At 73.7% G+C, this 25,018-nt stretch carries 26 protein-coding genes and 1 tRNA gene; 12 read left to right on the top strand and 15 right to left on the bottom strand.

The annotated features are described in order from the left end of the window. Positions 1-8 precede the first annotated feature (8 nt). Complete coding sequence (locus DFQ13_RS26020; protein WP_110081685.1) at positions 9-467, top strand: SRPBCC family protein; 459 nt, start codon at positions 9-11, stop codon at positions 465-467. Between the two features lie 20 nt (positions 468-487). Then, a complete protein-coding gene (locus DFQ13_RS26015; RefSeq protein WP_110081723.1) occupies positions 488-1,213 on the top strand; it encodes an aspartate/glutamate racemase family protein in 726 nt (241 codons plus the stop codon). Here DFQ13_RS26015 and DFQ13_RS26010 read toward each other — a convergent pair. Then, positions 1,203-2,054, bottom strand: coding sequence for an oxidoreductase (locus DFQ13_RS26010; protein WP_110081684.1), 852 nt, complete (start codon positions 2,052-2,054; stop codon positions 1,203-1,205). The genes DFQ13_RS26015 and DFQ13_RS26010 overlap by 11 nt on opposite strands. 92 nt (positions 2,055-2,146) lie before the next feature. Here DFQ13_RS26010 and DFQ13_RS26005 point away from each other — a divergent pair, with 92 nt between their 5' ends. The 6 genes from DFQ13_RS26005 (at position 2,147) to rdgB (ending at position 6,520) form a co-directional block, all read left to right on the top strand. Then, positions 2,147-2,791: a response regulator transcription factor gene (locus DFQ13_RS26005; protein WP_110081683.1), complete on the top strand. Its 645-nt coding sequence runs from the start codon at positions 2,147-2,149 to the stop codon at positions 2,789-2,791. Between the two features lie 83 nt (positions 2,792-2,874). Next, the gene (locus DFQ13_RS26000) at positions 2,875-3,510 is read left to right on the top strand and encodes a rhomboid family intramembrane serine protease (RefSeq protein ID WP_110081682.1); all 636 of its coding nucleotides are present in this window, start codon (positions 2,875-2,877) and stop codon (positions 3,508-3,510) included. After that, a complete protein-coding gene (gene murI, locus DFQ13_RS25995) occupies positions 3,507-4,301 on the top strand; it encodes a glutamate racemase (protein ID WP_035289455.1) in 795 nt (264 codons plus the stop codon). The genes DFQ13_RS26000 and murI overlap by 4 nt, the downstream gene beginning before the upstream one ends. Positions 4,302-4,338: 37 nt before the next feature. After that, the gene (locus DFQ13_RS25990) at positions 4,339-5,109 is read left to right on the top strand and encodes an MBL fold metallo-hydrolase (protein ID WP_110081681.1); all 771 of its coding nucleotides are present in this window, start codon (positions 4,339-4,341) and stop codon (positions 5,107-5,109) included. 23 nt (positions 5,110-5,132) lie between these two features. Next, complete coding sequence (gene rph, locus DFQ13_RS25985) at positions 5,133-5,918, top strand: ribonuclease PH (RefSeq protein WP_035289450.1); 786 nt, start codon at positions 5,133-5,135, stop codon at positions 5,916-5,918. Then, positions 5,915-6,520 (top strand): RdgB/HAM1 family non-canonical purine NTP pyrophosphatase, encoded by a 606-nt coding sequence (rdgB, locus tag DFQ13_RS25980; protein ID WP_035289448.1) that lies wholly within the window; start codon positions 5,915-5,917, stop codon positions 6,518-6,520. Before rph ends, rdgB begins: the two co-directional genes overlap by 4 nt. A 7-nt stretch (positions 6,521-6,527) precedes the next feature. Here rdgB and DFQ13_RS25975 read toward each other — a convergent pair whose 3' ends face one another. The 9 genes from DFQ13_RS25975 to DFQ13_RS25935 all read right to left on the bottom strand — a co-directional run bounded on the left by DFQ13_RS25975 (position 6,528) and on the right by DFQ13_RS25935 (position 11,542). Further along, positions 6,528-7,358, bottom strand: a complete 831-nt coding sequence (locus DFQ13_RS25975) for a serine hydrolase (RefSeq protein WP_110081680.1) — start codon at positions 7,356-7,358, stop codon at positions 6,528-6,530. A gap of 47 nt (positions 7,359-7,405) precedes the next feature. Continuing rightward, entirely contained in the window at positions 7,406-8,305 is a 900-nt protein-coding gene (locus tag DFQ13_RS25970) for a serine hydrolase (protein ID WP_110081679.1), read from the bottom strand. Positions 8,306-8,410: 105 nt separating this feature from the next. Beyond that, on the bottom strand, positions 8,411-8,899 hold the full coding sequence (bcp, locus tag DFQ13_RS25965) for a thioredoxin-dependent thiol peroxidase (protein ID WP_110081678.1): 489 nt from the start codon (positions 8,897-8,899) through the stop codon (positions 8,411-8,413). 24 nt (positions 8,900-8,923) lie between these two features. After that, positions 8,924-9,457 carry a hypothetical protein gene (locus DFQ13_RS25960; RefSeq protein ID WP_052022007.1) on the bottom strand — a complete coding sequence of 178 codons (534 nt, stop codon included), beginning with the start codon at positions 9,455-9,457 and terminating at the stop codon, positions 8,924-8,926. Between the two features lie 187 nt (positions 9,458-9,644). Next, a complete protein-coding gene (locus DFQ13_RS25955) occupies positions 9,645-9,830 on the bottom strand; it encodes a hypothetical protein (RefSeq protein WP_035289442.1) in 186 nt (61 codons plus the stop codon). A 22-nt stretch (positions 9,831-9,852) separates the two neighbouring features. Continuing rightward, positions 9,853-10,332: an SsrA-binding protein SmpB gene (gene smpB, locus DFQ13_RS25950; RefSeq protein WP_035289440.1), complete on the bottom strand. Its 480-nt coding sequence runs from the start codon at positions 10,330-10,332 to the stop codon at positions 9,853-9,855. A 127-nt stretch (positions 10,333-10,459) separates the two neighbouring features. Beyond that, positions 10,460-10,816, bottom strand: coding sequence for a hypothetical protein (locus DFQ13_RS25945; RefSeq protein ID WP_035289437.1), 357 nt, complete (start codon positions 10,814-10,816; stop codon positions 10,460-10,462). Further along, positions 10,813-11,301, bottom strand: coding sequence for a hypothetical protein (locus DFQ13_RS25940; RefSeq protein ID WP_035289434.1), 489 nt, complete (start codon positions 11,299-11,301; stop codon positions 10,813-10,815). Before DFQ13_RS25940 ends, DFQ13_RS25945 begins: the two co-directional genes overlap by 4 nt. Before the next feature lie 167 nt (positions 11,302-11,468). Further along, positions 11,469-11,542: transfer RNA gene (locus DFQ13_RS25935), tRNA-Leu, on the bottom strand. Between the two features lie 113 nt (positions 11,543-11,655). On the opposite strand from DFQ13_RS25935, the gene DFQ13_RS25930 reads away from it, so the two are divergent. Beyond that, complete coding sequence (locus DFQ13_RS25930) at positions 11,656-11,877, top strand: DUF3618 domain-containing protein (protein WP_035289431.1); 222 nt, start codon at positions 11,656-11,658, stop codon at positions 11,875-11,877. 555 nt (positions 11,878-12,432) lie between these two features. On the opposite strand, the gene DFQ13_RS25925 is transcribed toward DFQ13_RS25930, so the two are convergent. Further along, positions 12,433-12,717 carry a hypothetical protein gene (locus tag DFQ13_RS25925; RefSeq protein ID WP_052020689.1) on the bottom strand — a complete coding sequence of 95 codons (285 nt, stop codon included), beginning with the start codon at positions 12,715-12,717 and terminating at the stop codon, positions 12,433-12,435. 62 nt (positions 12,718-12,779) lie between these two features. Then, a complete protein-coding gene (locus tag DFQ13_RS25920; protein WP_035278953.1) occupies positions 12,780-13,394 on the bottom strand; it encodes a TetR/AcrR family transcriptional regulator in 615 nt (204 codons plus the stop codon). Between the two features lie 90 nt (positions 13,395-13,484). Here DFQ13_RS25920 and DFQ13_RS25915 point away from each other — a divergent pair, with 90 nt between their 5' ends. Beyond that, complete coding sequence (locus DFQ13_RS25915; protein ID WP_035278952.1) at positions 13,485-14,984, top strand: flavin-containing monooxygenase; 1,500 nt, start codon at positions 13,485-13,487, stop codon at positions 14,982-14,984. A gap of 49 nt (positions 14,985-15,033) precedes the next feature. Here the strand turns inward: DFQ13_RS25915 and DFQ13_RS25910 are convergent, their stop codons facing one another. The 3 genes from DFQ13_RS25910 to DFQ13_RS35690 form a co-directional block, all read right to left on the bottom strand. Further along, complete coding sequence (locus tag DFQ13_RS25910; protein WP_035278950.1) at positions 15,034-15,519, bottom strand: helix-turn-helix domain-containing protein; 486 nt, start codon at positions 15,517-15,519, stop codon at positions 15,034-15,036. 108 nt (positions 15,520-15,627) lie between these two features. After that, positions 15,628-17,526, bottom strand: a complete 1,899-nt coding sequence (locus DFQ13_RS25905) for an LCP family protein (RefSeq protein WP_110081676.1) — start codon at positions 17,524-17,526, stop codon at positions 15,628-15,630. A 114-nt stretch (positions 17,527-17,640) separates the two neighbouring features. Beyond that, positions 17,641-19,833, bottom strand: a complete 2,193-nt coding sequence (locus DFQ13_RS35690) for a phospholipase A2 (RefSeq protein WP_110081675.1) — start codon at positions 19,831-19,833, stop codon at positions 17,641-17,643. A gap of 388 nt (positions 19,834-20,221) precedes the next feature. On the opposite strand from DFQ13_RS35690, the gene DFQ13_RS25895 reads away from it, so the two are divergent. Beyond that, positions 20,222-23,683, top strand: a complete 3,462-nt coding sequence (locus DFQ13_RS25895) for a tetratricopeptide repeat protein (protein ID WP_110081674.1) — start codon at positions 20,222-20,224, stop codon at positions 23,681-23,683. 250 nt (positions 23,684-23,933) lie between these two features. Beyond that, a complete protein-coding gene (locus DFQ13_RS25890) occupies positions 23,934-24,845 on the top strand; it encodes an SDR family NAD(P)-dependent oxidoreductase (protein ID WP_110081673.1) in 912 nt (303 codons plus the stop codon). The last annotated feature ends 173 nt before the right edge of the window (positions 24,846-25,018 follow it).

The following is a 25,018-nucleotide window of genomic DNA, read 5'->3' as shown; positions in this document are numbered from 1 at the left end:
GGCCGGTCATGCCGACAATCTCCCGCACCGCGGTGGTCGACGCCCCGGTCACCGAGGTGTGGCCGGTGGTCTCCGACGCGGCACGCCTGCCCGACTGGTTCAGCTTCGCCGACCGGGTGGACGTGGTGTCCGGCTCCGGCCTCGGTGAGGCGCGGGTGCAGCACGCCCGGTTCGAGGGGCGCAGGCAGGAGGTCGACCAGGAGGTCGTGGAGTTCACCCCGGAGCGGGTGATCGCCTGGGCGCACCGGGCCGAACGCCTCGACGGCGACCCGGCCCCGGTGCGGGCCACCGGCGTGGTGTTCCGGGTGGAGCTGACCGCGCAGGGCGGCGCGACCCGGGTGCGCCTCGCGCAGACCCTGACCCCGGCGGGCGCGGGCCGGGCGATCGCCCTGCACCTGTTCGGCGCGGCGGCGATCGGGCGGACCATGGCCGAGAGCCTGGTGCGCCTGTCCCGATCCCTGGCCTGAACCCGGGCACAATGGCCGCCATGAAGGTGATCGGCCTGCTGGGCGGGATGAGCTGGGAGTCCTCGGCGGAGTACTACCGGATCGTCAACGAGCGCGTGCGGGAGCGGCTGGGCGGGCTGCACTCGGCGCGGTGCGTGCTGTACTCGGTGGACTTCGCCGAGATCGAGCGGATGCAGGTCGAGGGCCGCTGGGACGACGCCGCCGCGGTGCTCGCGGACGCGGCCCGGGCGCTGGTGCGGGCGGGGGCCGAGGTCGTCGTCCTGTGCACCAACACCATGCACAAGGTCGCCGACCACATCACCGACGGGCTCGGCGTGCCGCTGCTGCACCTGGCCGACGCGACCGCCGAGGCCGTGACCGCGGCGGGCCTGACCTCCGTCGGCCTGCTCGGCACCGCCTTCACCATGGAGCAGGACTTCTACACCGGCAGGCTCGCCGCGCATGGCCTCGACGTGCTCACCCCGGGCGCCGCCGACCGCGCCGAGGTGCACCGGATCATCTACAAGGAGCTGGTGCTCGGGGTCGTCGAGGAGTCGTCCAGGCAGGTCTACCGCGAGGTGATCGGCAGGCTGGTCGAGCGGGGCGCGCGGGGGGTGGTCCTGGGGTGCACCGAGATCGAGCTGCTGGTGTCCGCCCGGGACAGCCCGGTGCCGGTGTTCCCGACCACCCGCCTGCACGCCGAACTCGCCGTCGACCTGGCCCTGGCCGACCAGCGGCCAGGGCCGGGTCGTCGGTTCACAGGGTGAGGTCGGCCAGGTCATCCTCGGTCAGCTCGATGTCGCCCGCGGCCAGGTTGGACTCCAGGTGCGCGATCGACGAGGTGCCCGGGATCAGCAGGATGTTCGGCGACCGGTGCAGCAGCCAGGCCAGCGCGACCTGCCGGTCGGTGGCGCCGTGGCGCGCGGCGACCCGGTTCAGGGCCTCGGCCTGGATCGGGGTGAACCCGCCGAGCGGGAAGAACGGCACGTAGGCGATGCCCAGCTCCGCGGTCTCGTCCACCAGCGCGTCGTCGCCGTGGTCGACGACGTTGAACAGGTTCTGCACGCACACCACCGGCGCGATCGACCGCGCCTCGGTGAGCTGCGCGGCGGTGACGTTGCTGACACCCAGCTCCTTGATGAGCCCCTGCTCGCGCAGCTCGGCCAGCACCCCGAACGGCTCGGCGAGCGAGCGCTCCACCGGGCCGGTCAACCCGGGCATCCGCAGGTTGACCACGTCGATGCTGTCCACCCCGAGGCGGTCCAGGTTCTCCCGGACGGCCAGCCGCAGGTCGTCGGCCTCCAGCGCCTCCGGCCACCCGCCCTGCGCGTCGCGGCGCGCACCCACCTTGGTGACCAGCACCAGGTCGTCGGGGTAGGGCCGCAGGGCCTCGGCGATGATCTCGTTCACCACGTACGGGCCGTAGTAGTCCGAGGTGTCCAGGTGCCGCACACCCAGTTCGATCGCCCGCCGCAGCACGGCCACCGCGGCGTCGCGGTCCTCCGGCGGCCCGAACACGTGCGGGCCCGCCAACTGCATCGCTCCGTACCCGATGCGGCCGACCTCGGCCGCCCCGAGCTTCCCGTTCTTCTGCATGGCCTCCACCATGCCCCCTCCCGCGCGGGAGGGCTCGCTTTGGCAGGACTCTGCCACCGGACTCGCTCCCGACCTGGTGCCGCTCCAGGTGCAGACTGGAGGTGATGACGACATCGGGGATCACCGTCGTGCGCGGCGAGCAGGAGCTGTACCCGTGGCTGGCGCACGCCTTCGCGCACGCGCGCACCGAGATCAGCTGCGCCGTCGACCAGCTCTTCTCCTGGGTGGTCACGCGCACCGCGTCGGTGCCCGCCACCCGGTTCCCGCCGGGGGTGCGGGTCTGCAAGCTCTACCGCGCGGGCCTGCTGCTCGACCCGGCCTTCGCGGGCTACGCGCACACCATGGCCGACCTCGGCGCCGAAGTGCGGGTGCCCGAGCGCGAGGTGAACGAGACGGTCCTGATCGACCGCAGGGTGGCCGTCCTGGCGGGCGACACCGCGCACGGCCCGCGCGGCTACAGCGTCGTCACGGTGCCCGAGGTCGTGCAGGGCATCGCCTCGCTGTTCGACACCGCGTGGGCCACCGCCGCCCCGCTGGAGCTGTGGGACGCCGACCGGACCGACCTGCGGGCGCTGGCGCCACGGGTGCTGGAGGCGCTGGCCGCGGGCGCCAAGGACGAGACCGCCGCCCGCACCGTCGGCCTGTCCGTGCGCACCTACCGGCGCCGGGTGGCCGAGCTGATGGCCGCCCTCGGCGCCGAGACCCGGTTCCAGGCGGGTGTCCGGGCCCGCGAACTGGGCCTGATCTGACGCGTCGGGGAGCGGTGCGCCCCGGGGCCGGTCTCGGGATCGTCCCGGATACCCGGGGTGCGGAAAACACGTAGCCTCGAACCGTGAGCACTTCGCCCGTCAAGGCCCCCTCGGCCCGCGTCCTGCCGCCGAACCCGGCTCAGGCCGGGATCGTGATCGGGGCGTTCACCGCGCTGCTCTACCTGGTGGAGCTGGTCGACGTCATCCTGCCCGCGCAGCTCGACCAGAACGGGATCATCCCGCGCTCGGTGTCCGGGCTCGACGGCATCCTGTGGGCGCCCCTGCTGCACGGCGGCTGGGGGCACCTGATCGGCAACACGCTCCCGTTCCTCGTGCTCGGCTTCCTGGCCATGGCCAACGGGCTGGGCCAGTGGGTCGCGGTGACCGCCACCATCTGGGTCGTCTCCGGGGTCGGCGTGTGGCTGACCGGCGCGCCGGGCGTCACCGTCGGCGCGTCCGGGATCTGCTTCGGCTGGCTGCTGTTCCTGCTGGTCCGCGGCCTGTTCAACCGCAGCGCGGTGCAGCTCGGCGTCGCCGCCGCGCTGCTGCTGTACTGGGGCACGATGCTGTTCGGGGTGCTGCCGGGCAACCAGGGGATCTCCTGGCAGGGGCACCTGTTCGGGGCGGTCGGCGGTGTCCTCGCGGCCTGGTTCGTCGCGCGGGCGAACAAGGGGGTCGCCAAGCGGCAGGCCACCGCGCCCCCGGTGTTCCCGGCGTGAGCGCGCCGATCGGGATCTTCGACTCCGGGGTGGGCGGGCTGACCGTCGCCCGCGCCATCCTCGACCAGCTCCCGCACGAGCGGCTGCGCTACGTCGGCGACACCGCGCACAGCCCGTACGGCCCCAAGCCCATCGCCGAGGTCCGCGCCCGCGCGCTGGACATCGCCGACGGCCTTGTCGCCGACGGGGTCAAGATGCTCGTCATCGCCTGCAACACGGCCTCGGCGGCCTGCCTGCGTGACGCCCGCGAACGCTACGACGTGCCCGTGGTCGAGGTGATCGTCCCGGCCACCCGGCGGGCCGCGGCCGCCACCCGGTCCGGGCGGGTCGGAGTGATCGGAACCGCTGGAACGATTCGGTCCCGCGCCTACGACGACGCGTTCGCCGCCGCCGCGGGCATCACCGTGACCGGTTCGGCCTGCCCCCGGTTCGTCGACTTCGTGGAACGCGGTGTGACCGCGGGCCGCCAGATCCTCGGCCTGGCGCAGACCTACCTCGAACCCCTCCAGCAGGCCGAGGTCGACACCGTGGTCCTCGGCTGCACGCACTACCCGCTGCTCACCGGCCTCATCCAAGTGGTGATGGGACCCGACGTGACCCTGGTGTCGAGCGCCGAGGAGTGCGCCAAGGACGTCTTCCGGGTGCTCACCGAACGTGGTCAGGTGGCCGAGGAGGGCGACCCCGGGCCGCACGAGTTCCGGACCACCGGGGAGGCTGAACCGTTCCACCGCCTGGCCCGCCGGTTCCTCGGCCCGGAACTGGCCGGGGTGGCCCCCTCGGCCATCCGGTGATCGTGCGGAGGGCCCCGCGTGTGACAGGCTGTCCGACGTGCTGCTGACCGTCCTCGGCTGTTCCGGGAGCGTCCCCGGACCCGGTGCCCCCGCCTCCGGCTACCTGTTGGAGGCCGAGGGGTTCCTGCTCGGCGTCGAACTCGGCAACGGGACCTTCTCCGCGCTGCAAGCCCTGCGCGACCCGTTCGAGCTCGACGCCCTGCTGTTCTCGCACCTGCACGCCGACCACTGCGCCGACTTCTCCGCGCTGAGCGTCTACCGCCGCTACCACCCGGCGCCGACGATCGACCCGCGGGCGAACAAGCTGCCGGTGCACGCCCCCGCGGAGGCACCGACCCGGTTCAGCGCGCAGTACGGCACCGACGAGGCCGACCGGCAGGTCACCAACCTGTCCGACGTCTACGACTTCGTGCCGCTGAACACCGGCAAGTTCCAGGTCGGCCCGTTCGAGGTCGTCGCGGCCCCGGCCGCGCACCCGTGCGAGTCCTACAGCTTCCGGATCAGCCACGGCGGCCGGAGCCTGGGCTACACCGGCGACACCGGGGTCAACGCCGTGCTCCCCGACCTGGTGCACGACGTCGACACGCTCCTCGCCGAGGCGTCCTGGACGCACTCCGGCGCGGTGATCCCCGACCTGCACCTGTCCGGCCGGGAGGCGGGCGAGATCGCCGCGCAGGCCGGGGTGGGCAGGCTGCTGCTCACCCACATCCCCCCGTGGACCGACTCCGCGGCCGTCCTCGCCGAGGCCAGGGCGGCCTACCGGGGCGATGTGGTGATCGTCCGGCAGGGCGCGAGCTACGAGGTCTGAGTGGCCCATCTAGGCTGGCCGACGTGGTGAGAAGCGATGGCAGGAACGACGACCAGCTCCGGGACATCAAGATCACCCGCGGCTACCAGGACTGGCCCGCGGGCTCGGTGCTCGTGGAGTTCGGCCGCACCAGGGTGCTCTGCGCGGCCAGCGTCACCGAGGGCGTGCCGCGCTGGCGCAAGGGCTCCGGGCTCGGCTGGGTCACCGCCGAGTACGCGATGCTCCCGTCGGCCACCAACACCCGAAGCGACCGCGAGTCGGTCAAGGGCCGCGTCGGCGGCCGCACGCACGAGATCAGCAGGCTCATCGGCCGCTCCCTGCGCGCCTGCATCGGCCTGGCCGCGCTCGGCGAGAACACCATCCACCTCGACTGCGACGTGATCCAGGCCGACGGCGGCACCCGCACCGCGGCCATCACCGGCGCCTACGTCGCCCTCGCCGACGCGGTCACCTGGCTGGCCGCGGGCGGCAGGCTCGCCGACCCGCAGCCGCTGTCCTGCGCGGTGTCTGCGGTCAGCGTCGGCGTGGTCGGCGGCCGCATCCGCCTGGACCTGCCCTACGAGGAGGACTCGCGCGCGGAGGTCGACATGAACGTCGTCGCCACCGACGCGGGCACCCTGATCGAGGTGCAGGGCACCGGCGAGGGCGCCACGTTCGCCCGCTCCACCCTGGACAAGATGGTCGACCTGGCGCTGCAGGGGTGCGCGGAGATCAACCGCGTGCAGGCCGAGGCACTGGCCCTGCCGTATCCCGGCACCCTGCCCGAACCGAAGCCCGCCAAGTCCACCCAGCCGAAGGCGGGCAAGTGAGCCGGGTCCTGCTCGCCACCCGCAACCAGAAGAAGCTGGCCGAGTTGCGGCGCATCCTGGTGGCCGAGAACGTGCACGGGGTGGAGATCGTCGGCCTCGCCGACCTCCCCGAGTTCCCCGACGCCCCCGAAACGGGGGCCACGTTCGAGGAGAACGCCCTGGCCAAGGCCCGCGACGCGGTCCGCGAAACCGGCCTCCCGGTCATCGCCGACGACTCCGGCGTCACCGTCGACGCCCTCAACGGCATGCCCGGGGTCCTCTCCGCCCGCTGGTCCGGCAGGCACGGCGACGACCAGGCCAACCTCGACCTGCTCCTGGGTCAGCTCACCGACGTGCCCGACGAGCGGCGCGGCGGCGGCTTCGTCTGCGTGGTCGCCTTCGTCCTCCCGGACGGCACCGAGACCACCCTGCGCGGCGAGTGGCGCGGCACGATCAGCCGGGAACCGCGCGGCACCAACGGCTTCGGCTACGACCCGATCTTCGTGCCCGAGGGCGGGACCCGCTCCTCGGCGGAGATGGCACCGGAGGAGAAGGACGCCGTCTCCCACCGCGGCCGCGCCCTGCGGCTGCTGGTCCCGTACCTGCGCGTGCTGGCCCAGTGATCGCGCGCTAGGCGCTCAGCAGCGCGGCCAGGGCCTGCGCCCCGGCGGTCACGGCTGCCGCCCCGGCGCTGAACCCGGTGCCCGCCGGGAACTCGGCCATGAGCACGACCACGTACCGGTCGGCGACGACACCGGTGGAGTGCACGGCGGTGAAGCCGCTGCCGTTGCCCCACCCCTGCTTGACCGCCCAGTCGTCGAAGGCGGCCGGGATGCCGAAGTGCTGGTCGAAGCCGTCCGCGGCGAGCTGCGGCGCGGCGGCCAGCGGGGCCAGCAGTTCGGGCAGTTCCGCCATCAGGTACCGGTAGGTGGCCAGCACGGCGTCGGGGGTGAGCAGGGTGTTGCCCCAGCGGCCCGCGATGTCCGGGTCGGTGACGCCTGCGGTGCCGATCTCGGCCGCGGCGGTCGTGGGGAGCGCGTCGCCGCCGAGCAGGCCCCACAGGGCGCTGGCGGCGTCGTCGTCGCTGTCGCGCAGCATCCGCTCGACGCGGGTGGCGTACTCCGGGTGGCCCGCGGCCCGCACGGCCACGAGCAGCTTCACCAGCGACGCCGAGTGGAACGCCCGGTCCGCGCCGGTGGACAGCACGGTCTGACCGGTTTCCGCGTCCCACACCACGAGCCCCACCGAGGCGCCCGCCACCGCGCCCCGCACGGCGTGGACCACCGGGTCGGCGGAGAGCGCTCGGGCTTGGGGGACCGGTGCCCCCGCGCCGGGTGCGGCCTGCTCAGGAGCCACGGCGGCAGCGGGCGGTTGGCACGCCTCGGCCGTGGAACCACCCAGGCCCGCGGCGATCGCGACCACCACGCTCGCCACCGACAGCCGCTTCCGCCACCCGCTCATGCGGGTACAACGCTCGACCGAGAAAAATAGTTCAACTGACAACTAATTTATCGGAGCACCGCGTCCAGGGTCCGGGCTCCGGCGGTGACCGACTTCGCGGCCGTGGACCAGGCCGTGCGCAGCGGGTGCTCGGTCAGCAGCACGACGACGTAGCGCCACCCCGCCCCCACCAGACCGGTGCTGTGCACGACGATGTCCCGCGTCGAATCCGACCAGCCCTGCTTCACCGCCCACGGCGCGCTCAGCCCGTCCGGGATGCCGAAGTGCTGGTCGAACCCGTCCGCCGCGGACCGGGGCGCGGCGGCCAGCGCGTCGACGACCAGCGCGCGGTCGGCGGCGGGCAGCGCCTCCAGCACGTGGGTGTAGATCCCGGCCACGTCCCGGGCGGTCAGCAGCACGTCGCCCCAGCGGCCGGGGATGGCGGGCGGGCGGGTGTCGCGCAGGCCCATCGCCCGGGCGGCCCGGGTGACCAGCGCCGCGCCGCCCCGCCGCACCCACAGGGCGCTGGCGATGTCGTCGTCGGACAACCGCAGCATCCGCGCGACCTGCTTCCGGGTCGCGGTGTCCGCCCCGGCCTCCAGCACGTCCACCGCGATCAGCAGCTTGACCAGCGACGCCGACCGGAACCGCCGGTCCGGCAGCGCCGAGACGACCTCGGTGCCGGTCTCCCGGTCCAGCACGAGCAGCCCCACCTCGGCGGCCCGGTCCACCCCGCGCACGGCACCGACCACCGCCGACGCCGTCGGAGCGGGCCCGGACGGCGTCGGCCGGGGTCTGTCGGACGGCGGTGGCGCCGTGGTCGCGGGTGGGAGCGGGGCGGCGGTGTCCTGCTCGGCCGGGGCGGGCAGGGCGATCACCGGGGCGGCCAGCACGGTCGGGCCGGGGTCCGGGGTGGTCGAGCAACCGACCGCGAGGGCGAGGACGGGGAGCAGGAGCCAACGGCGCATGCCCGGAAGAACGCGACCCCCGGCCGGGGAAGTTGACCCGTCCGGAACCCAACTTCCCCGTGCTGCGAGCCGTTACGCCGCGGCGGGCCGGGAGGTTGCCCCGGATCAGATCTTGAGGTCTTTGCGCAGCTTGGCGACGTGACCGGTGGCCCGCACGTTGTACTGGGCGTGACTCAGCACACCCTCCGGGTCGACGACGAAGGTGGAGCGGATCACGCCGGTGACCGTCTTGCCGTACATGGTCTTCTCGCCGAAGGCGCCGTAGGCGTTCATGACCGCCTTGTCCGCGTCGGACAGCAGCGGGAACGTCAGGCCCTCGTCGGCGACGAACTTGGCCAGTTTCGCCTGCTTGTCCGGGGAGATGCCGAGCACGGCGTAGCCCGCCTCACCCAGCTCGGCCAGGTTGTCGCGGAAGTCGCACGCCTGCTTGGTGCACCCCGGCGTCGCCGCGGCCGGGTAGAAGTACACGACCACGGACCGGCCGCGGAAGTCCGACAGCGAAACCTGGTTGCCCTCGCTGTCGGGGAGGGTGAAGTCGGGGGCGGGGTCGCCCGCGGAGAGTCGTCCAGGGGGGACCGGCTTTGTCTCGCTCATGGCGTGGACGCTAGCGGGCCCGGCTCAGGCGGTTTCGCTGAACACCGTCACCGCGCTCCCGGCCCCCGGCTCCGGCGCGGCGCCGATGTGCACCCAGGTCTTCTCCTGTGGCACGGCGAAGGCCACCGAGAACCGCAGCGTCTCACCCGGCTTCACCTCCGGGCCGCCGACGACGCCGGTGTAGCCCTGGGTGGAGTCGATGACCTGCTGGGTGGCGGTGCCGTTGGCGGTGGCCGACAGCGACAGCAGCGTCGGCTTGTAGGGGGCCGGGCCGTCGTTCTCCACCGCCATGTCGAACCCGACCGCCCGCACGGCGGGCGGCGAGGCCGAGTTCGTCGGCACGAACGACTTCGCCTCGGACACGGTGATGGTCAGACCGGAGCCGAGGGAGGTCCGCTCGCCGCCGCGGGAGGCGGGGCCCCCGGACCGGGCGACCTTGTCGCTGAGGGTCGTCGGCGGCGGGGTCGGGGCCTGGGTGGGGGCGGAGTCGTCCGCACCGCAACCCGCGACGGCCACCAGCGCCGCGCAGGCGGCCGCGGTCAGACGGGCGAGCTTCACCGGACGTGCCTTTCTCGCGGAGGGGGACGCGGGGGTGTGCGCACTCCACCATGACGGCAGGCGCGGTCCACCGCCGCAGCGGATGCGGGGTTGAGTCGGACCTGGTGTCGTGCTGTGGCCGAGCCGTGACCAGCGGCGCACACCGGGTGATCGACGCCACGGCCGCGATCCGCGGTTCCCCGGTTCCTCAGGCGGCGAAGGCGAAGAACAGGACGAACAGCCCGACCCCGACCAGCCAGGCGGCGATCAACCAGCCGAAGTCCCGCCACGGCGCCACGGCCCGGTTGTCGTCGGCCCCGGGCACGTGCACCCCCCGCTCCTCGAACCGGTCCACCAGCCGCAGGAGCGCGGCGAGGGGTCGGGGCGCGCGCACGCTGTGAATCGTCCCACAGCGCTCAGCGCCCGCGCCCCCTGATGTGGTTCGAGAACGCCCGCGCGATCTCCCGCTCGGCGTCCCGGGTGGCCAGGCTCGCCCGCTTGTCCCAGGACTTCTTGCCCTTCACCAGCGCCAACTCCACCTTCACCCGCCCGTCGGCGAAGTACATCGACAGCGGCACCAGGGACAACCCGCCCTCGTGCACCCGCAGCGCCAGCTTGTCGATCTCCCGCCGGTGCAGCAGCAGCTTGCGCACCCGCCGCGGCGTGTGGTTGGTCCACGTCCCGAACGCGTACTCGGCGATGTGCAGTCCGCGCAACCACACCTCACCGTCGTCGATCGTGGCGAAGGAGTCGACGAGCGAGGCCCGCCCCAACCGCAGGCTCTTCACCTCGGTCCCGACCAGCACCACCCCGGCCTCGACCGTGTCGAGCACCAGGTAGTCGTGCCGCGCCTTCCGGTTCGACGCGATCGTCCCCGGCTGCGGCTTCTTCGCCATGCCCCCAGCCTACTTCGAGGGACGGACGACCTGTTTGCCGTCCGCGGGCGTTCGACCCGGCATCTGCGCGAGGCCGACCAGTTCTCGCGGGCTCCGGCGATCGTCGTCGCCGCTGCCCGGAGTCCTGCTAGTCGGTCACTTTCGGATGCGGGCCCGCGTACTCGACCCACACCGTGTGCTTCTCGACGTCGAGCAGGTACCAGACGCGATCTCCGCCGGTGACCTCGATCTGCCAGCGTGGTAGGAGTCGTCCGCCGTGGGTGCCGTCGGCCAGGTTGCCTTTCAACTGGTGATGTCTGTCGGTCGGCTTGCCCGGCCCCGGGCCGGGGTCGTGACGCATGGTCTCCCATGCGTCACGCAGGTTGTTGGCCGCACGGTTCTCCAGTTCGCCCCACCCGTCGACGGCATCGCTCTTGCTGTACCTCACGCGCCATTCACCGCCGACGGTCGGCGGTGCGACCGGGTCGTTCCTCTTCGGGCTCACGCGGAGGCTGCCCCGGGTGCGGGAACGTCACCCAGGTCCTCGCCCTCCTGGCGCAGGATCTTCAGCAGTCGCGGATCGGCGTGGACCTCAGCGGTGTGCTGCCACTCGGCGATCAGTCGGGTGACCGGCGCAGGCGTGCCGAGCGAGTTCGCGGCCTCGAGGGTGTGGACCAATTCGACGACGAAGGCCTGCATGTCCTCACGAGGCAGGAATCGCACCCACGGGAAGGCCTTCGGCATGACGTCCGTGACGAGCCCGCGGACCTCCGCGTGCTGCTGCATCAGGGCGATGAAGAGGGTGGTGGTGGTCGCCACGACCTCTCGCACTTCGTTCGCCCGGCTGGCCGTCGTGAGCACCAGATCCTCTTCACCGCCCCGCCGGTGTACGAGGAGTGTCTGGTTCGGCGCCTCCTGCAGCTTGCGCACCGAGTCGGCCGGTTTGTTGGACAAGTCGCTGAAGTTGATCTCGGACGCAGTAGAAGGCATAGTTGCAAACTAGTTTAAAACTAGTCTCCGGTCCAGTGGTCACCGGTCGATCTCGTGCGTGCCCGCTGCGGTGGGCGACCGCAGTGGGATCGGGCCAGGTCGGACCTGTGTCTGAATCCAGTGCCGTGGCCACGGCACTGAGGCTGACGCGGGTCGGTGCGGAAGGGTGGGACCGGAGAGACTCGAACTCTCACTGGCACGGACCTAAACCGTGTGCCTCTGCCAATTGGGCTACGGTCCCGGGGCCGCCTGTGTCGACGGCCACGCCCCAGGGTAACGGCGTGGCCGGCGCGCGGGGCGGCCGGTGGGTGATCTACCGTGGTGCCCGCCGACGGCGGTTTCCTAGGAGGACACGTGGCCCGCGACCCCGACACCATCCAGCGCGAGATCGAACAGGCGCGTGACGCGCTCGCCGCGACCCTGGACCAACTGGGCACCAAGGCGAGCCCGAAGCGGCTGGTGGACAACGCCAAGGCCGAGGCCCGCTCGAAGCTCGACGAACCGAAGGTCAAGTACGCCCTCATCGGCGTGGGTGTGCTGGTGGGCCTGCTCGTGGTGCGCAGGATCTTCAGCTAGTGGGAGGTCCTCAGCCGCTTCGGCGGCTGAGGACGACTCGCTCTGCCTGCCGGGGTTTCTCTCGGCGGTGTCTTGGTCCCCTTGGCGGTGCCTCTGTGGCTCCGCTTGGCTGTGTTTCCAGCACCGGGGTTTGTTGCGGGTGCTGGGGGTGGGCTGATCTGCTCAGCCGTGCCGTGGTTTCAAAGCCCGGGACTTTTTGGGGCGTGCCCGGGTGGGTGGATCTGCTTGGGCGGGGCCCCTACAGCGATCATGTGCCTGGTGTGACCGAGTGGGGCGAAAAGAGTGCCCCACTGCCCAGGCAGGCTTGCACATGATCGCTTCCCCCACCCAAGCACATCCACCCACCCGGGCATTCCGGCGCCGGGCCGGCGGTTTGTTGGGTGGCTGGCTTTCGCTGCGCCGGTGAGGTTGCGGGTGGCCAGCCGCCAGACCGGCGGTTGGCGGGGGATGGTCGCCTGCTGCGCTCGGTGGGTTCGGTGTGGTTGCCCGCCCGCCTGTGGGGTTCGGGGTGTTCTGGTGGCCTGCCTGCTCGGGACTGGTGCCGGTGGTGTCGGCTCAGGCGGTTGTCGCCTCGTCGGTGGCGGGGGGTGGGCCTGGGGGTGGGGTGGCCAGGCGGGCGGTCAGGTAGGCCGTGGTGAAGCCCAGGGCGTCGCCGTCCAGGGTGTGGACGACGGTGCGGGGTTGGTCGCCGGGGGCGATGCGCTCGGCGAGTTGGTCGGCCTGGTCGCGGGCCGCGATGAGGCCGGGGGCGGTCGCGGTGAGGACCTCGTCCCCGCCCGTGACCTCGACCTTCCAGTCGTCGCCGTCGCGGGTGTAGTTCGCCAGGATCGGCTCGAACATCCTTGGCCCTCCTGTTCTGCTCACCGACCAGCGTAGGCCCGGTGTCGGCGCGGTGCCGGAATTCAGTTCTCGACCATGCTGGACAGCCCGGTCCACAGTGCCCGCATCAGGTGGTCGGCGGCCTGCTCGGCGGTGACCTCGTCCTGGTTGACGTACCACAGCGACAGGCGCTCGCAGGCGCCGACGACGATCTGGGCGGCCGCCTCCAGGTCCTGGTGGGGGGCGTCGGGCAGGAAGGCCTTGAACAGGGCGAGGTCGATCTCCACCTGCTCCTGGCGGCCCGCCTCGATCTCCGCGGCGGCGGCCGGTCCGGCCACGGCGGCCTCGCTGCGCAGCATGAGCGACCAGGCGCGGCGGTGGGTGTCGGTGAACTCGAAGAAGGCGACCAGGCCGCGGCGCAGGGCCTCCTCCGCGCTGGTGGACCCCACGACCGACTCGGTGGTGGCCTTGGCCAGCTCGGTGCGGGCCTGGCGGATGCAGGCGACGAGCAGGCCCTCCTTGGAGCCGAAGTACTCGTAGATCATCGGCTTGGAGACCCCGCACAGCTCGGCGATGTCGTCCATGGAGGCGGCCAGGTAGCCCCGGTCGGCGAAGATCTCCTCGGCGACGGCCATCATCTGCCGCTCGCGCTCGGCGCGGGGCATTCGTCGCTTGCGCTCAACCTTGCCACCGGTCATTGTCACGGGATTGACTCTACCGCAAGTAACCTACTCAGAGTAAGCTTGACTCCGGGTAACAGGTACATACTAGTCACGGAGGCGCGGCCCATGGGCAAACTCATCCACACCGGTGTGGTGATCGTCGGCACCGGGTTCTCCGGCATGGGCATGGCCATCCAGCTCCGCAAGGAGGGCCGCGAGGACTTCGTCGTGCTGGAGAAGGCCGACGACTTCGGCGGCACCTGGCGCGACAACAGCTACCCGGGCTGCGCCTGCGACATCCAGTCGCACATGTACTCGTTCTCCTTCGAGCCCAAGGCCGACTGGTCGCGCGCGTTCGCCCCGCAGGCGGAGATCTACCAGTACATGCGCGACGTGGCCGCCAAGTGGGACCTCGCCCGCAACACCACCTTCGGCGTCGAGGTCGCGGGCGGGCGCTGGGACGAGGAGGAGAACCGCTGGTACATCGCCACCACCGGCGGTGACACCTACGTCGCGCAGTACGTCGTCGCGGGCATTGGTGCGCTGCACCTGCCGCAGGTCCCGCACCTCAACGGCATCGAGAACTTCGAGGGCACCGCCTTCCACTCCGCGCGCTGGGACCACGACTACGACCTCACCGGCAAGAAGGTCGCCGTGATCGGCACCGGTGCCAGCGCGGTGCAGTTCATGCCGCGCATCGCCAAGCAGGTCGCCGAGCTGACCCTGTTCCAGCGCACTCCGCCGTGGGTCATGCCCAAGCCCGACCACGCCATGCCCGGCTGGGCCAAGACGGCGCTGGCGAAGGTCCCCGGCGCCCACCGCGGCTACCGCAACTTCCTGTACTGGCTCAACGAGGCCCGCGCGATCGGCTTCAACGGCCACCAGGGGATGCTCAAGGCGGCGTCCAGGCTGGCCGCGTGGAACATCAAGCGGTCCGTGCGGGACCCGGAGCTGGTCGCCAAGCTCACCCCGGACTACGTCATGGGCTGCAAGCGCGTCCTGATCTCCAACGACTACTACCCGGCCTTCCGCCGCGACAACGTCTCCCTCGACACCTCCGGCGTCGCCGAGGTCAAGGCGAGGAGCATCGTCACCAACGACGGCCGCGAGATCGAGGTCGACGCCATCATCTACGGCACCGGCTTCCAGGTCATCGACTCCATGGAGCACCTCGACATCACCGGCCGCGACGGTGTCGAGCTGGGCAAGATGTGGGCCGAGGCGGGCATCACCACCTACAACGGCATCAACGTCGCCGGTTTCCCGAACCTGTTCTTCCTGCTCGGCCCGAACACCGGCCTGGGCCACAACTCGGTCGTGTTCATGATCGAGTCGCAGCTCAACCACATCCGCGAGGCGATGAAGCTCGCCGAGCGGCACAACGTCGAGGCCATCGACGTCCGCCCGGCGGCGCAGGAGAAGTTCAACGTCGAGATCCAGCGCAAGCTCCGCGAGGGCGTCTGGACCCAGGGCGGCTGCAAGAGCTGGTACCTCGACGCCCAGGGCGTCAACCGCACCCTGTGGCCCGGGTTCACCTGGCGCTACTGGCTCAAGACCCGCAAGGTCGACGCGGCCGACTTCGAGCTGATCACCCGCAGCCGGACCCCGCAGCTCACCGCGAGCTGAGCCCCCGACGCTGAACCCCGCACGGCTGAGCCCCACCCGGCGGCGGGGTTCAGCCGTGCGGGGGTTCCGGCGCGTCCGACAGGTCGCGCAGCCGCGCGAGCAGGTCCGGCGCCGGGAGCCCGCACAGCTCCGCCATCCGCGCCACCGCGTCCACGTCCAGGTGCACCGGCACCGGCCGCGCCCCGTCGCGCCCGCCGAGCCGCTCGACCGCCCAGCGGCGCAGCGGGGCCAGCTCCGGCGACCGCTCCCGGGCGACCCGGCGCAGGTCGAGGCGGACCCCGCCCGCCGGGTCGTCGGGGACCACGCGGGCCTGCACCCGGGCCAGCAGCCGGTGCGGCGGTTCGCCCAGGGCCAGGCAGATCTCCACGAACCGCAGCACCGAGCACCGCCGGGTGCCCAGCTCGTAGGTCGCCAGGGTCTGCAACGAGATGCCGCTGGGCAGCCGGGCGTTGAGCTCCTTGCGGGTCCAGCCCCGGCTCTTGCGCAGCTTCCGGATCTCGTCCCCCAGCACCCGCTGGTACGCCGCTCCATCCATGCGCCGCGCACGCCCCTCTCCAGCCGGGTTCCACTGGAGAGAAGGCGAGGTCACCGCACCCTGACGCGACTCACCCGAAGTTGCGCCGAACGGGTGAGCCGGGCGGGGTCAGTTGATGCAGGGCACCGCGGGCTGGAGCGCGGCGCGCGCCGGGGCGCCCAGGTCGAGCGCGGGCGCGCCGCCGAACCCGTCGGCGGTGGTGTAGTCCTTGCCGAGGATCACCGAGACCTTGCCCTTGCCCAGGTCGGAGTCCTGCTCGACGGTGTAGTCGCCGCCGAGGGCGTCGGCGACCATCGTGCCGAGGTCCTGCTGGCCCGTGGCGTAGCGGATCACGGTCTTGGCGCGGGCCGCGGCGTTGCCGGTGCTGCCCTCGGTGAACCCCTTGCCGGTCAGCGTCTTCACCACGTCCGCGGCCAGGCCGGTCCTGCCGGAGCCGTTGAGGACGTTGACGGTCGGCTTGGACTCCGCCTCGGTCGACCCCGGTTCCGTGGTGCCGCCCGCGGGGGCGCTGCTCGGGCCCGCGCTGCTGGTCGGCGCGTCCGGGGTGAGCAGGTGCCGGACGAAGGCGCGCACGTCGTCCGGGTCGATCTCGATCGCCGAGCCGTCGTTGGGCGTCTGCAGGTCGATGGTGCCGTGCGGGATGGTCTCGAAGGCGACCTTGCCGCCGGTGATGCCGGTCATCTGCTGGGCGAACTGCATGATGTTCCAGTCCTCGTCCAGCACGACCGACTTGGAGATCGCCTCCTGCAGCTTGGGCAGGGTCTCCGAGCCGGGGGCGATGACGTCCTGGGAGAACACCTTCTTCGCCATGGCCCCCATGAACGTCTGCTGGCGGACGATCCGGTCCAGGTCGCCGTTGGGCAGGCCGTGCCGCTGCCGGACGAACGCCAGCGCGGGCACCCCGGAGATGGTCTGCACCCCGGCGGGGAAGTCCGCCCCGGAGAACTTGTCCTTGGTCGCCTTGTTCAGGCAGACCTCGACGCCACCGATGGCCTGGGTGATGTCGGCGAAGCCGAAGAGGTTGATCTCGGCGTAGTGGTCGACGGTGGCGCCGGTGAGCTTGTTGACCGTGGCGATCACGCTCTTGGCGCCCTCCAGGTTCGACCGCACCTCCAGGTCCCGGCCGCCGACGCCGTCCTCCTTCAACCCCGCGTACGCCTGCAGCTTCGCCCGGCCGTAGGCGGAGTTGATCTTGTGCTTGCCGTGGCCGGGGATGTCCACGTAGGAGTCGCGCGGGATCGAGATGCCGGTGGCCTTGCCGCCGTCGTTGGGAATCCGGATCAGGATCAGCGTGTCGGTGTTGACCTCGCCGTCGGCCACGCCCGCGTGCAGCTCCGCGAGCCGCTCCTTCGACAGCGGGTTGCCCTGCGGGTCGGTTCGGCTGTCCATGCCGACCATCAGGATGTCGATCGCGCCGTCGGCCGGCTTCTCCACCGAGGCGCCGTCGATCACGTTCGCCCGGGTCAGGTCGTCGGAGAAGTCGTCGGTGACCTTCCAGTAGTAGCCGAGGGTGACCACCATCGCCGCCGACAGCAGCGTCACCAGGGACTTGCCCGCGACGTACCGGGGGCGCCGGTCGGCGACCGGTGCGGCGGCGGGTCGGGCGCGCGGGGCGATCTTCTCGGTGGGCGCCGCGGCGTTGGCGCGGGCGGCCGTGGGGCGGGCTGCGCGCTCGGGCGCCCGGCCGCGCGCCGCGGCGCCGCGGCGCTCCCGGGGTTCGCGGGCGGGCTCGGCGGCGCGACCGCGGCGGTCCGGCGGGGGCTGGCGGCGGTCGGCGGGCTCGCCCGGCTGGCGGCCCCGGTCCCCGGGCTGGCGGGTGCGGTCGGCGGACTGGCGCACGCGGTCGGCCGGGCGCCCCGACCGGGCGGCGCCGGGCTCGGCGCCTCTCCCGCGGTCGGCACGTGCCTGGGCGGACCGCTCCCGGCCCGCGGCGCTGCCTGACCCAGGCGGCCGGTACTCCACGCCCTGCTCCTCCCCGTCGGCGGCGCGCGGCACGCCGTCGCGCACGTCGTGTCGAAAGCGGCGGCCGTTCTGCCCCGTCTTCGGAACAGACGCGAACAGGGCCGCCCAGGTTGTCCGTACTGTGACATACGATTCCGGGGAGCTTGCCACGGCACGGGCTCAGCCGGGCACCCCGGAACCCCCGTTCACCCGTGCCGGTCGCCGCGACACCGGCTCCGAGCTGCCCGGACGCCCCGGTCCGCGCCGCGGCCACGCGGTGGCCACGGCCGCCAGCAGCGCCACGCCGATGGTGATCGAGTGCACAGCGTCGCCGGTGTCGCTGACCGTGGTGACCATCGGCGGCACGCAGGCCACCGCCGCCAGCAGCCACGGCCACGGCGTCGCGCCGGTGCCCACCCGCACCGAGTGCAGCAGGTACCAGCCCAGCAGCAGGTGGATCACCCCCGCCATCGGGTCCATCGGCATCCCCAGCACCACCGCGCCGTGCCCGGTGCCGGTCAGCCCGGTCACCGCGAACCCGACGATGCCCAGCGCGCCGTAGGCGGTGCCCAGCGTCGCGGCCACCACCTCCCAGCGGCTGCCCGGGCGCGGGTGCTCCGCCACCGGCTCCGGGGTGTGCCGGTGCCGCTCGAACAGCAGGAACGCCAGCGCCGTCGGCACCGCCAGCAGCCCGATCGCGGCCAGCGTGCGCGGGGAGGGCACCCACCCGGCGGCCCTGGTCCAGCGCAGCGCGCCGACCACCCCGGCCAGCAGCAGCAGCGCGCACAGGTACACCAGGTAGACCGTCATCGGCGCCGACCGGGCGAAGCGCACCGCCCGCACCGCCGCCCCGCGCGCCACCGCCCGCACCCCGGCCGGGCCCGGCGCCACCACCAGGCACACCTGGGCCAGCCCGAGCAGCAGCACCGCGGGCGCCGACGGCACGAAGCTGGCCGTCTCGGCGGGTTCGGCGATCAGGCCGGGGGAGGAGCCGAAGAGCGTGGTCAGCAGCACCAGCCCGAGCAGCGCGGCCGCGGCGACCACCGCGGGCACCCGCCTGCGCGGCCGCCACAGCGTGCCGTCGGCGTAGAGGAACGAAAGCTGCCCGAAGAACAGCGCCAGCACGATCCCGCCGAGGTGCGCGGCGACCGAGCCGGACCCGGCGACCGCGAGCCCGACCACGCCCGCGGCCAGGGCGGCCGGGGTGAGCAGCGGCGCCCGCTCGTGCGCCCACTGCGCGACCGGGGCCGCGCCGACCACCAGCAGGTACAGCCCGAGCAGCCACAGCGGCTGCGCGACGAGCCTGCCGAAGGCGGCCACCACCGCGTCCGGGGCGTCGAGCAGGTCCAGCGACAGCGGCACCACCAGCCACGCGGTGACGAACGCCAGCACCGGCCGGATCAGCCAGGACACCCGCCGCGCCAGGTACCCGCCGTAGCCGGTGCCCGCCGCCCGCGCCGCGCGCCAGGCCAGCAGGTTGGAGTTGCCGCCCGCGAAGAAGAACAGCGGCACCAGTTGCAGCAGCCAGGTCACCGGCCACAGGTCGGCCACCGGCACCGACAGCAGCGGGCCGAACGCCAGCACCGACTCCGCCAGCACGATCCCGCCCAGGCTCAGCAGCCGCACCAGGCCCAGGTAGGCGGCCCGGTCGCCCTCGGCCTCGGTCAACCGGTGCGCGTCCTCGCGCGGCACCCGGCGCCGGGCGAACGCGGGCACCCGCACCGCCAGCAGCACGACCACCACCAGCGCCGCCATCGCCCACCCGCCCATCGGCTCGCTCACCGGCGGACCCCAGCGCTGGTGCCAGGAGTTGGCCACCAGGCCCGCCGAGTACAGCGAGGCGACCACCCGGCAGGTGCCGCCGGAGCCGCGCGGGTTCAGCTCGCACTGCCGGTGCATGTCCGCCGACAGCCGCGCGTCGAGGTCGCGGCGCGCGTCCGGGGGCAGCGGCTGCCCCTTCGCCGCGGCGTAGCGCAGCAGGTCGTAGCCCAGGTCGTGGGCCTTGCAGCCGACCGAGAAGTCCCACCGGGTGTCGTCGTCGCCCCACGGGGTCGAGCAGCCGCCGTCGACGTGCACCGACCGGGTGGTGCCGTCGGGGGCGGGGAGCCGGTCGGGCACCACGCCCACCTCGGCGGTGAAGTCGGCGGGCAGTTCGGCCAGCGGGTCGCGGCCGGAACCGGGGTGCAGCAGGGCGTCCACCGCGGTCGCCGCGCGGGCCACGTCGCCGGTGGGCGGGTGCTCCGCCGGGGCCGGGGAGCGGGAGGCGACCACCGCGAACCCGGCGGCGGCCAGCACGACCAGCACCAGCCAGCCCAGCCGGGACCGGACCCGGCGCCCAGCCGGATCGCGCTCGGGCGGCGCGCCGCCGCTCATCGCCGGATGGTCATGTGTCGAGTGCCGCCCCCACCTCCGGGAGGCTACCGGTGGCCGGTTCCCGACTCCTGCCGAGTTCGCCCCCGCGCGGACCGCGGGCGGCAACCCGCGGCGGGAACCCCACGGCCCGCGTGGCGCGGCGCACCCCCAGAACGCCGCGCCACGAAACGGGTCCGCCCACGCGCGCGAAAGCGCGGACCGGACCCGACGACACACGCTAGTGTTCGCACTTGGCAACGGATCTGTACTGCCGCGACGACCGGGGCCGGTTTGTGATCATGGCCTCCACCTGGGACGACAACGTTTTTTGGTGCGCTACCTTCGGTGCGGGCGGCAACTTCGGCCGCCGGTGGCGGCAAGAGGCCCCCGCGCAGGCGGAAAGGACGCGATGGACCCCGGTGCCCCCGGCTCGTTCGGCGCGGCGGTGCGCGCGCACCGGCTGCGCGCCGGGCTGACCCAGGGCGAGCTGGCCGCCCGGTCCGGGCTCAGCGTGCGCGCCCTGCGCTACATCGAGCGCGGCGGCGTCGGCAGGCCGAGGGTGGAATCGGTGCGCAGGCTCGCCGCCGCCGTCGGGGTCGCCCCGGACGCCCTCGACACCCACGCCGACGCGGCCCCGCCGCTGCGGCTGGGGGTGCTCGGCGCGTTCAGCGTCGCCCACGGCGGGCAGCAGTTGCGGCCGGGCGCGGTCAAGCAGCGGTCCCTGCTGGCCCTGCTGGCGCTCAACGCCAACCACCGGGTCTCGCACGAGGAGGTCGTCGACGTGCTCTGGGGCGAGGACCCGCCCGCGAGCTGCCTCGGCCTGGTCCACACCTACGTCTCCCGGCTGCGCCGCACCCTGGACCCCGGGGGCCGCTCGATCGCCTCGGTCCCCGGCGGCTACCGGCTCGGCGCCACCCCCGAGCAGCTCGACCTGCTGCGCTTCGAGGAGTTGGTCGCCCGCGCCCGCACCGCCGACGGCGCCACCGCCGCGCAACTGCACGCCGAGGCGCTGGCCTGCTGGCGCGGCCCGGTGCTGGCCGACCTGCCCGAGCGCCTGCGCGGGCACCCGACCGCGGTGGCGCTCGGGGTGTGCCGCAAGGCGACCGCGCTCACCTACGCCGACCTGGCGCTGCCGCTGGGCGAGCACGCGGGCGTGGTCGGCGCCCTGCGCGCGCTGGTCCCCGACGAGCCGCTGCACGAGGGCCTGCACGCCCGGCTGATGCTGGGCCTGGCGGGCACCGGCGAGCAGGCCGAGGCGCTGCGGGTGTTCACCGACCTGCGCGCCCGCCTCGACGAGGACCTCGGCGTCGAACCGGGTCGGGAGGTGCGGGAGGCGCACCTGCGGGTGCTGCGCGCCCAGCCGCCGCGGCCCGACCCGCGGACCCCGCCGGGGCCGCCGGTCCCGGCGCAGCTCCCCGCCGAGTCGCCGGGGTTCGTCGGCCGCGACACCCCGCTGGCCGACCTCGACGCCCTGCTCGGCCGGGTCGACACCGGGGTGGTCCCGGTCGTGGTGTCCGGCACCGCCGGGGTCGGCAAGACCGCGCTGGCGCTGCGCTGGGCGCACCGCGCCCGCGGCCGCTTCCCCGACGGGCAGCTCTGCGTCAACCTGCTCGGGTACGCCAAGGGCACCCCGCTGAGCACCCACCAGGTCCTCGTCCGGTTCCTGCACGCGCTGGGCGTGCCGCCGGAGCGGGTCCCGGTCGACACCGACGAGGCGGCGGGCCTGTACCGCACCCTGCTCACCGGCAGGCGGGTCCTGGTCGTGCTCGACAACGCCGCCACCGCCGAGCAGGTCCGCCCGCTGCTGCCCGGCTCGCCCGGCTGCCTGGTCCTGGTCACCAGCCGCGACCGGCTCACCGGCCTCACCGCCCAGGACGGCGCGCACCAGCTCCCGCTGGACGTGCTCGGCCCGGCCGAGGCGGTGCAGCTACTGGGGCGGATGGTCGGCTCGGCCCGGCTGCGCCGCGAGCCCGAGGCGACCGCCGAGATGGCCGGGGTGTGCGGGCACCTGCCGCTGGCGCTGCGCATCGCGGGCGCGAACCTGGCCGTGCGGCCGCTGGTGAGCATCGCCGACTACACCCGCGAGCTGCGCGACCGCGGCAGGCTCAGCGGGCTGGCGGTCACCGGCGACGACTCCGCCGCCGTGCGCGCCGCGTTCGACCTGTCCTACGCCAAGCTCACCCCGGGCGCGCGCAGGCTGTTCCGCCTGCTCGGGCTGGTGCCCGGCGCCGACCTGACCCCCGCCGCCGCGGCGGCCCTGGGCGGCCTGGCGGTGCCCGAGGCGGCGCGGCTGCTGCGGGTGCTGCACCACGGCAACCTGATCCGCGAGCAGAGCCGGGGCCGCTACGCCCTGCACGACCTGCTGCGCGACTACGCCAAGGACCGCGCCGAAGGCGACGCGGCAGGCAGCACTGAAGGCGGTGCGGGCGCAGGGGAGCACACCGCCGCCCTCGTGGCGCTGTTCGACCACTACCTGCGCGAGGTCGAGACCCACAGCGCCGTGCTGTGGCGGGTCGGGCTGCCCCGCCCCGCGGGCGCCGAGGACACCGCCCTGGCCTGGCTCGACGCCGAACTGGGCAACCTGGTCGCCGCCGCCACCGAGGCCACCGGCCTGGGCCTGCCCCGGTACGCGTGGCGCTTCGCCGAGGCGCTGCGGGCGTTCTTCTTCAACCGCGGCCACGGCGCCGACGGGCTCGCCGTGGGCCGCGCCGCCCTGGCCGCCGCCCGCTCCTGCGCCGACGTCGACGCCGAGGCCTCCGTGCACGACCTGCTCGGGCTGGTCCACTGCAACCTCAGCGACTACGCCGCCGCCATCGAGCACCACGGGTGGGCGCTGGAGTTGAGCCAGGGCACCGGCAACCGGGTGGTCGAGGCGGGCGCCCTGCACAACCTGGGCCGCGCGCACTCCCAGCTCGGGCAGCCCGCGCAGGCCTCGGCGTTCTACGAGCGGTCGCTGGAGCTCAACCGGGCCATCGGCAACCGGTTCGGCGAGGCGGGCGCCCTGCACTACCTGGGGGTCGCCGCGCTGTCGCTGGGCAGGCCGGAGGAGGCCCTGGCCCGGCACACCGAGGCGCTGGAGCTGAGCACCCGGGTCGGGCACCGGCACGTGCAGGCCGCCGCCTGCCAGGGGCTGGGCCTGGCGCACTGGGCGATGGGCGACCTGCCCAGGGCCACCGAGCGCTACCGGCACGCGCTGTCGGTGTGCAGGCGCTACGGCTACCGCCACGGCGAGGTCAGCATGCTGGTCTGCCTGGCCGAGACCGGCTGCGACGCGGGCGACCACGCCGCGGCCGCGGCCCAGGTCCGGCACGCGATGGAGGCCAACCGGCAACTGGGGGAGCGGCGGCACGAGGTGAGCTGCCTGGACATCCTGGGCACCATCGCCCAGCGCACCGGCGAGTGGTCGGCCGCGGCGGACCACTACGCCAGGGCGCTGGACCTGGCCCGGGAGATCCGCTTCGGCTACGGCGAGGCCTCGGTGCTCACCGGCCTGTGCGCGCTGGCCCGCCGCACCGGCGACCCCCGCGCCGCCATCCACCACGGCTTCGGCGCCCTGGCCCTGATGCGCGACACCGGGATGCGGCTGCTGGAGGCCCGTGCCCTCACCGAGCTGGCGCACGCCCACCTCGACGCGGGCGAGCCGGACTCCGCGGGCGACCACGTCGAGCGCGGCCTGTCGGTGGCGGCGCGCTCCGGGCAGCGGCTGGCCGAGGCGCGGGCCAGGCACGTGCGCGCGCTGATCCGCCAGCACGGCGGCGACCGCCGGGGCGCGGTGGTCGACTGGCGGGCGGCGCTGCCGGTGTTCGAGGGCCTCGCGGTCCCCGAGGCCGACCACGTCCGGGCGCTGCTGGCCGCGTTCGCCGCCGACTGACCGGCTCCGCCCGCCCCCGGACCGGGTGCGGGCGGGCACCGCTCGGCGCAGAGCGGGCGACCAGTTCGTGGTTCCGCTGGGCCGAACGGCCGACCCCGCGTTCGGCGCACCGGCCGCGCCGCTCGGCGCGACCGGGCTGCTCCCGCGGTCGCGCTCACCGAGACTGACCCCGCAGGTGGCGGTCGCTCGACCGCCGCGGCCGCCGGGAGCCCCCGGCGCGGATTCGGGGCCTGCGAAGGGGAGCACGACGATGAGCACTCTGGACGGCGGCATTCTCGGCGGCAGCACTCTCGACGGCAAGGCGGTCGTGGTGACCGGGGCGGGCCGGGGACTGGGGGCGGCGTTCGCCGCGCACCTGGCCGGGGCGGGCGCCGCGGTCGTGGTCAACGACGTCGACCACGAGGCGGCCCGGCGGGTGGCCGCCGACATCCGCGCGGACGGCGGGGCGGTGGTGGCCAGCGGCCACTCGGTCGCCGACCCGGAGCAGGCCGAGGCGATCGTGGACCTGTGCGCCCGCGAGTTCGGCGCGGTCGACGGGCTGGTCAACAACGCGGGCCTCAACCACGAGGCCCTGCCCTGGGACGACGACCCGGCGCGGGTCCGCGCCCTGGTCGAGGTCAACGTCCTCGGCGTGCTCTACACCGGCATGGCCGCCATCCGCCGGATGCGCGCCGCGAGCCGCGGCGGGGCGATCGTCAACATCTCCTCCGGCGCCTCGCTGGGCCAGCGGACCCTGGGGGCGTACGCGGCGAGCAAGGGCGCGGTCTCCTCGCTGACCTACTCGTGGGCGCTCGACCTGGAGGAGTGCGGCATCCGGGTCAACGCGGTCTGCCCGCTCGCCTACACCAGGATGGTGTGGACCTCCGAGCGCGCCTCGCGGGTGACCGGTCCGGACAGCACACCGGACCTGGTCGCGCCGCTGGTCCACTTCCTGCTCGACGACCGCTCCGCGGGCATCACCGGGCAGGTGGTGCGCTGCACCGGCACGGAGCTGCACGTGGTGGGCAGGCCGCACTTCAAGGCCCCGATCCTGCGCCGCGACGAGTGGGACCTCGACAGCGTCGACCGGGCGTTCACCGAGGTGCTCGGCGGCCACCTGGAGCCCTACGGGCTGGAGCAGCGGCTGCCGCCCAGGCTGCGCAAGTGGCTCACGCCCGCCTGATCGAGTTGTTGAAGAGTAAATATCTTGCCGGTCGCGACGTATCCTTCCCCTGAGGACACCGTTCCGAGGGGAGAAGGGGGGCGGCGGCGTTGGTCCGGCACGCACGCGGGCCGCGGGGTCCGATCACCGGTCACGGCTGCGCATCGGCCCCACCTCCCACGGGTCACCCACCG

The organism is Actinokineospora spheciospongiae (assembly GCF_003182415.1).
Lineage (GTDB): Bacteria > Actinomycetota > Actinomycetes > Mycobacteriales > Pseudonocardiaceae > Actinokineospora > Actinokineospora spheciospongiae.
The sequence above is the reverse complement of the archived record's forward strand: the minus strand, read 5'-3'. Positions and strand labels throughout refer to the sequence as shown.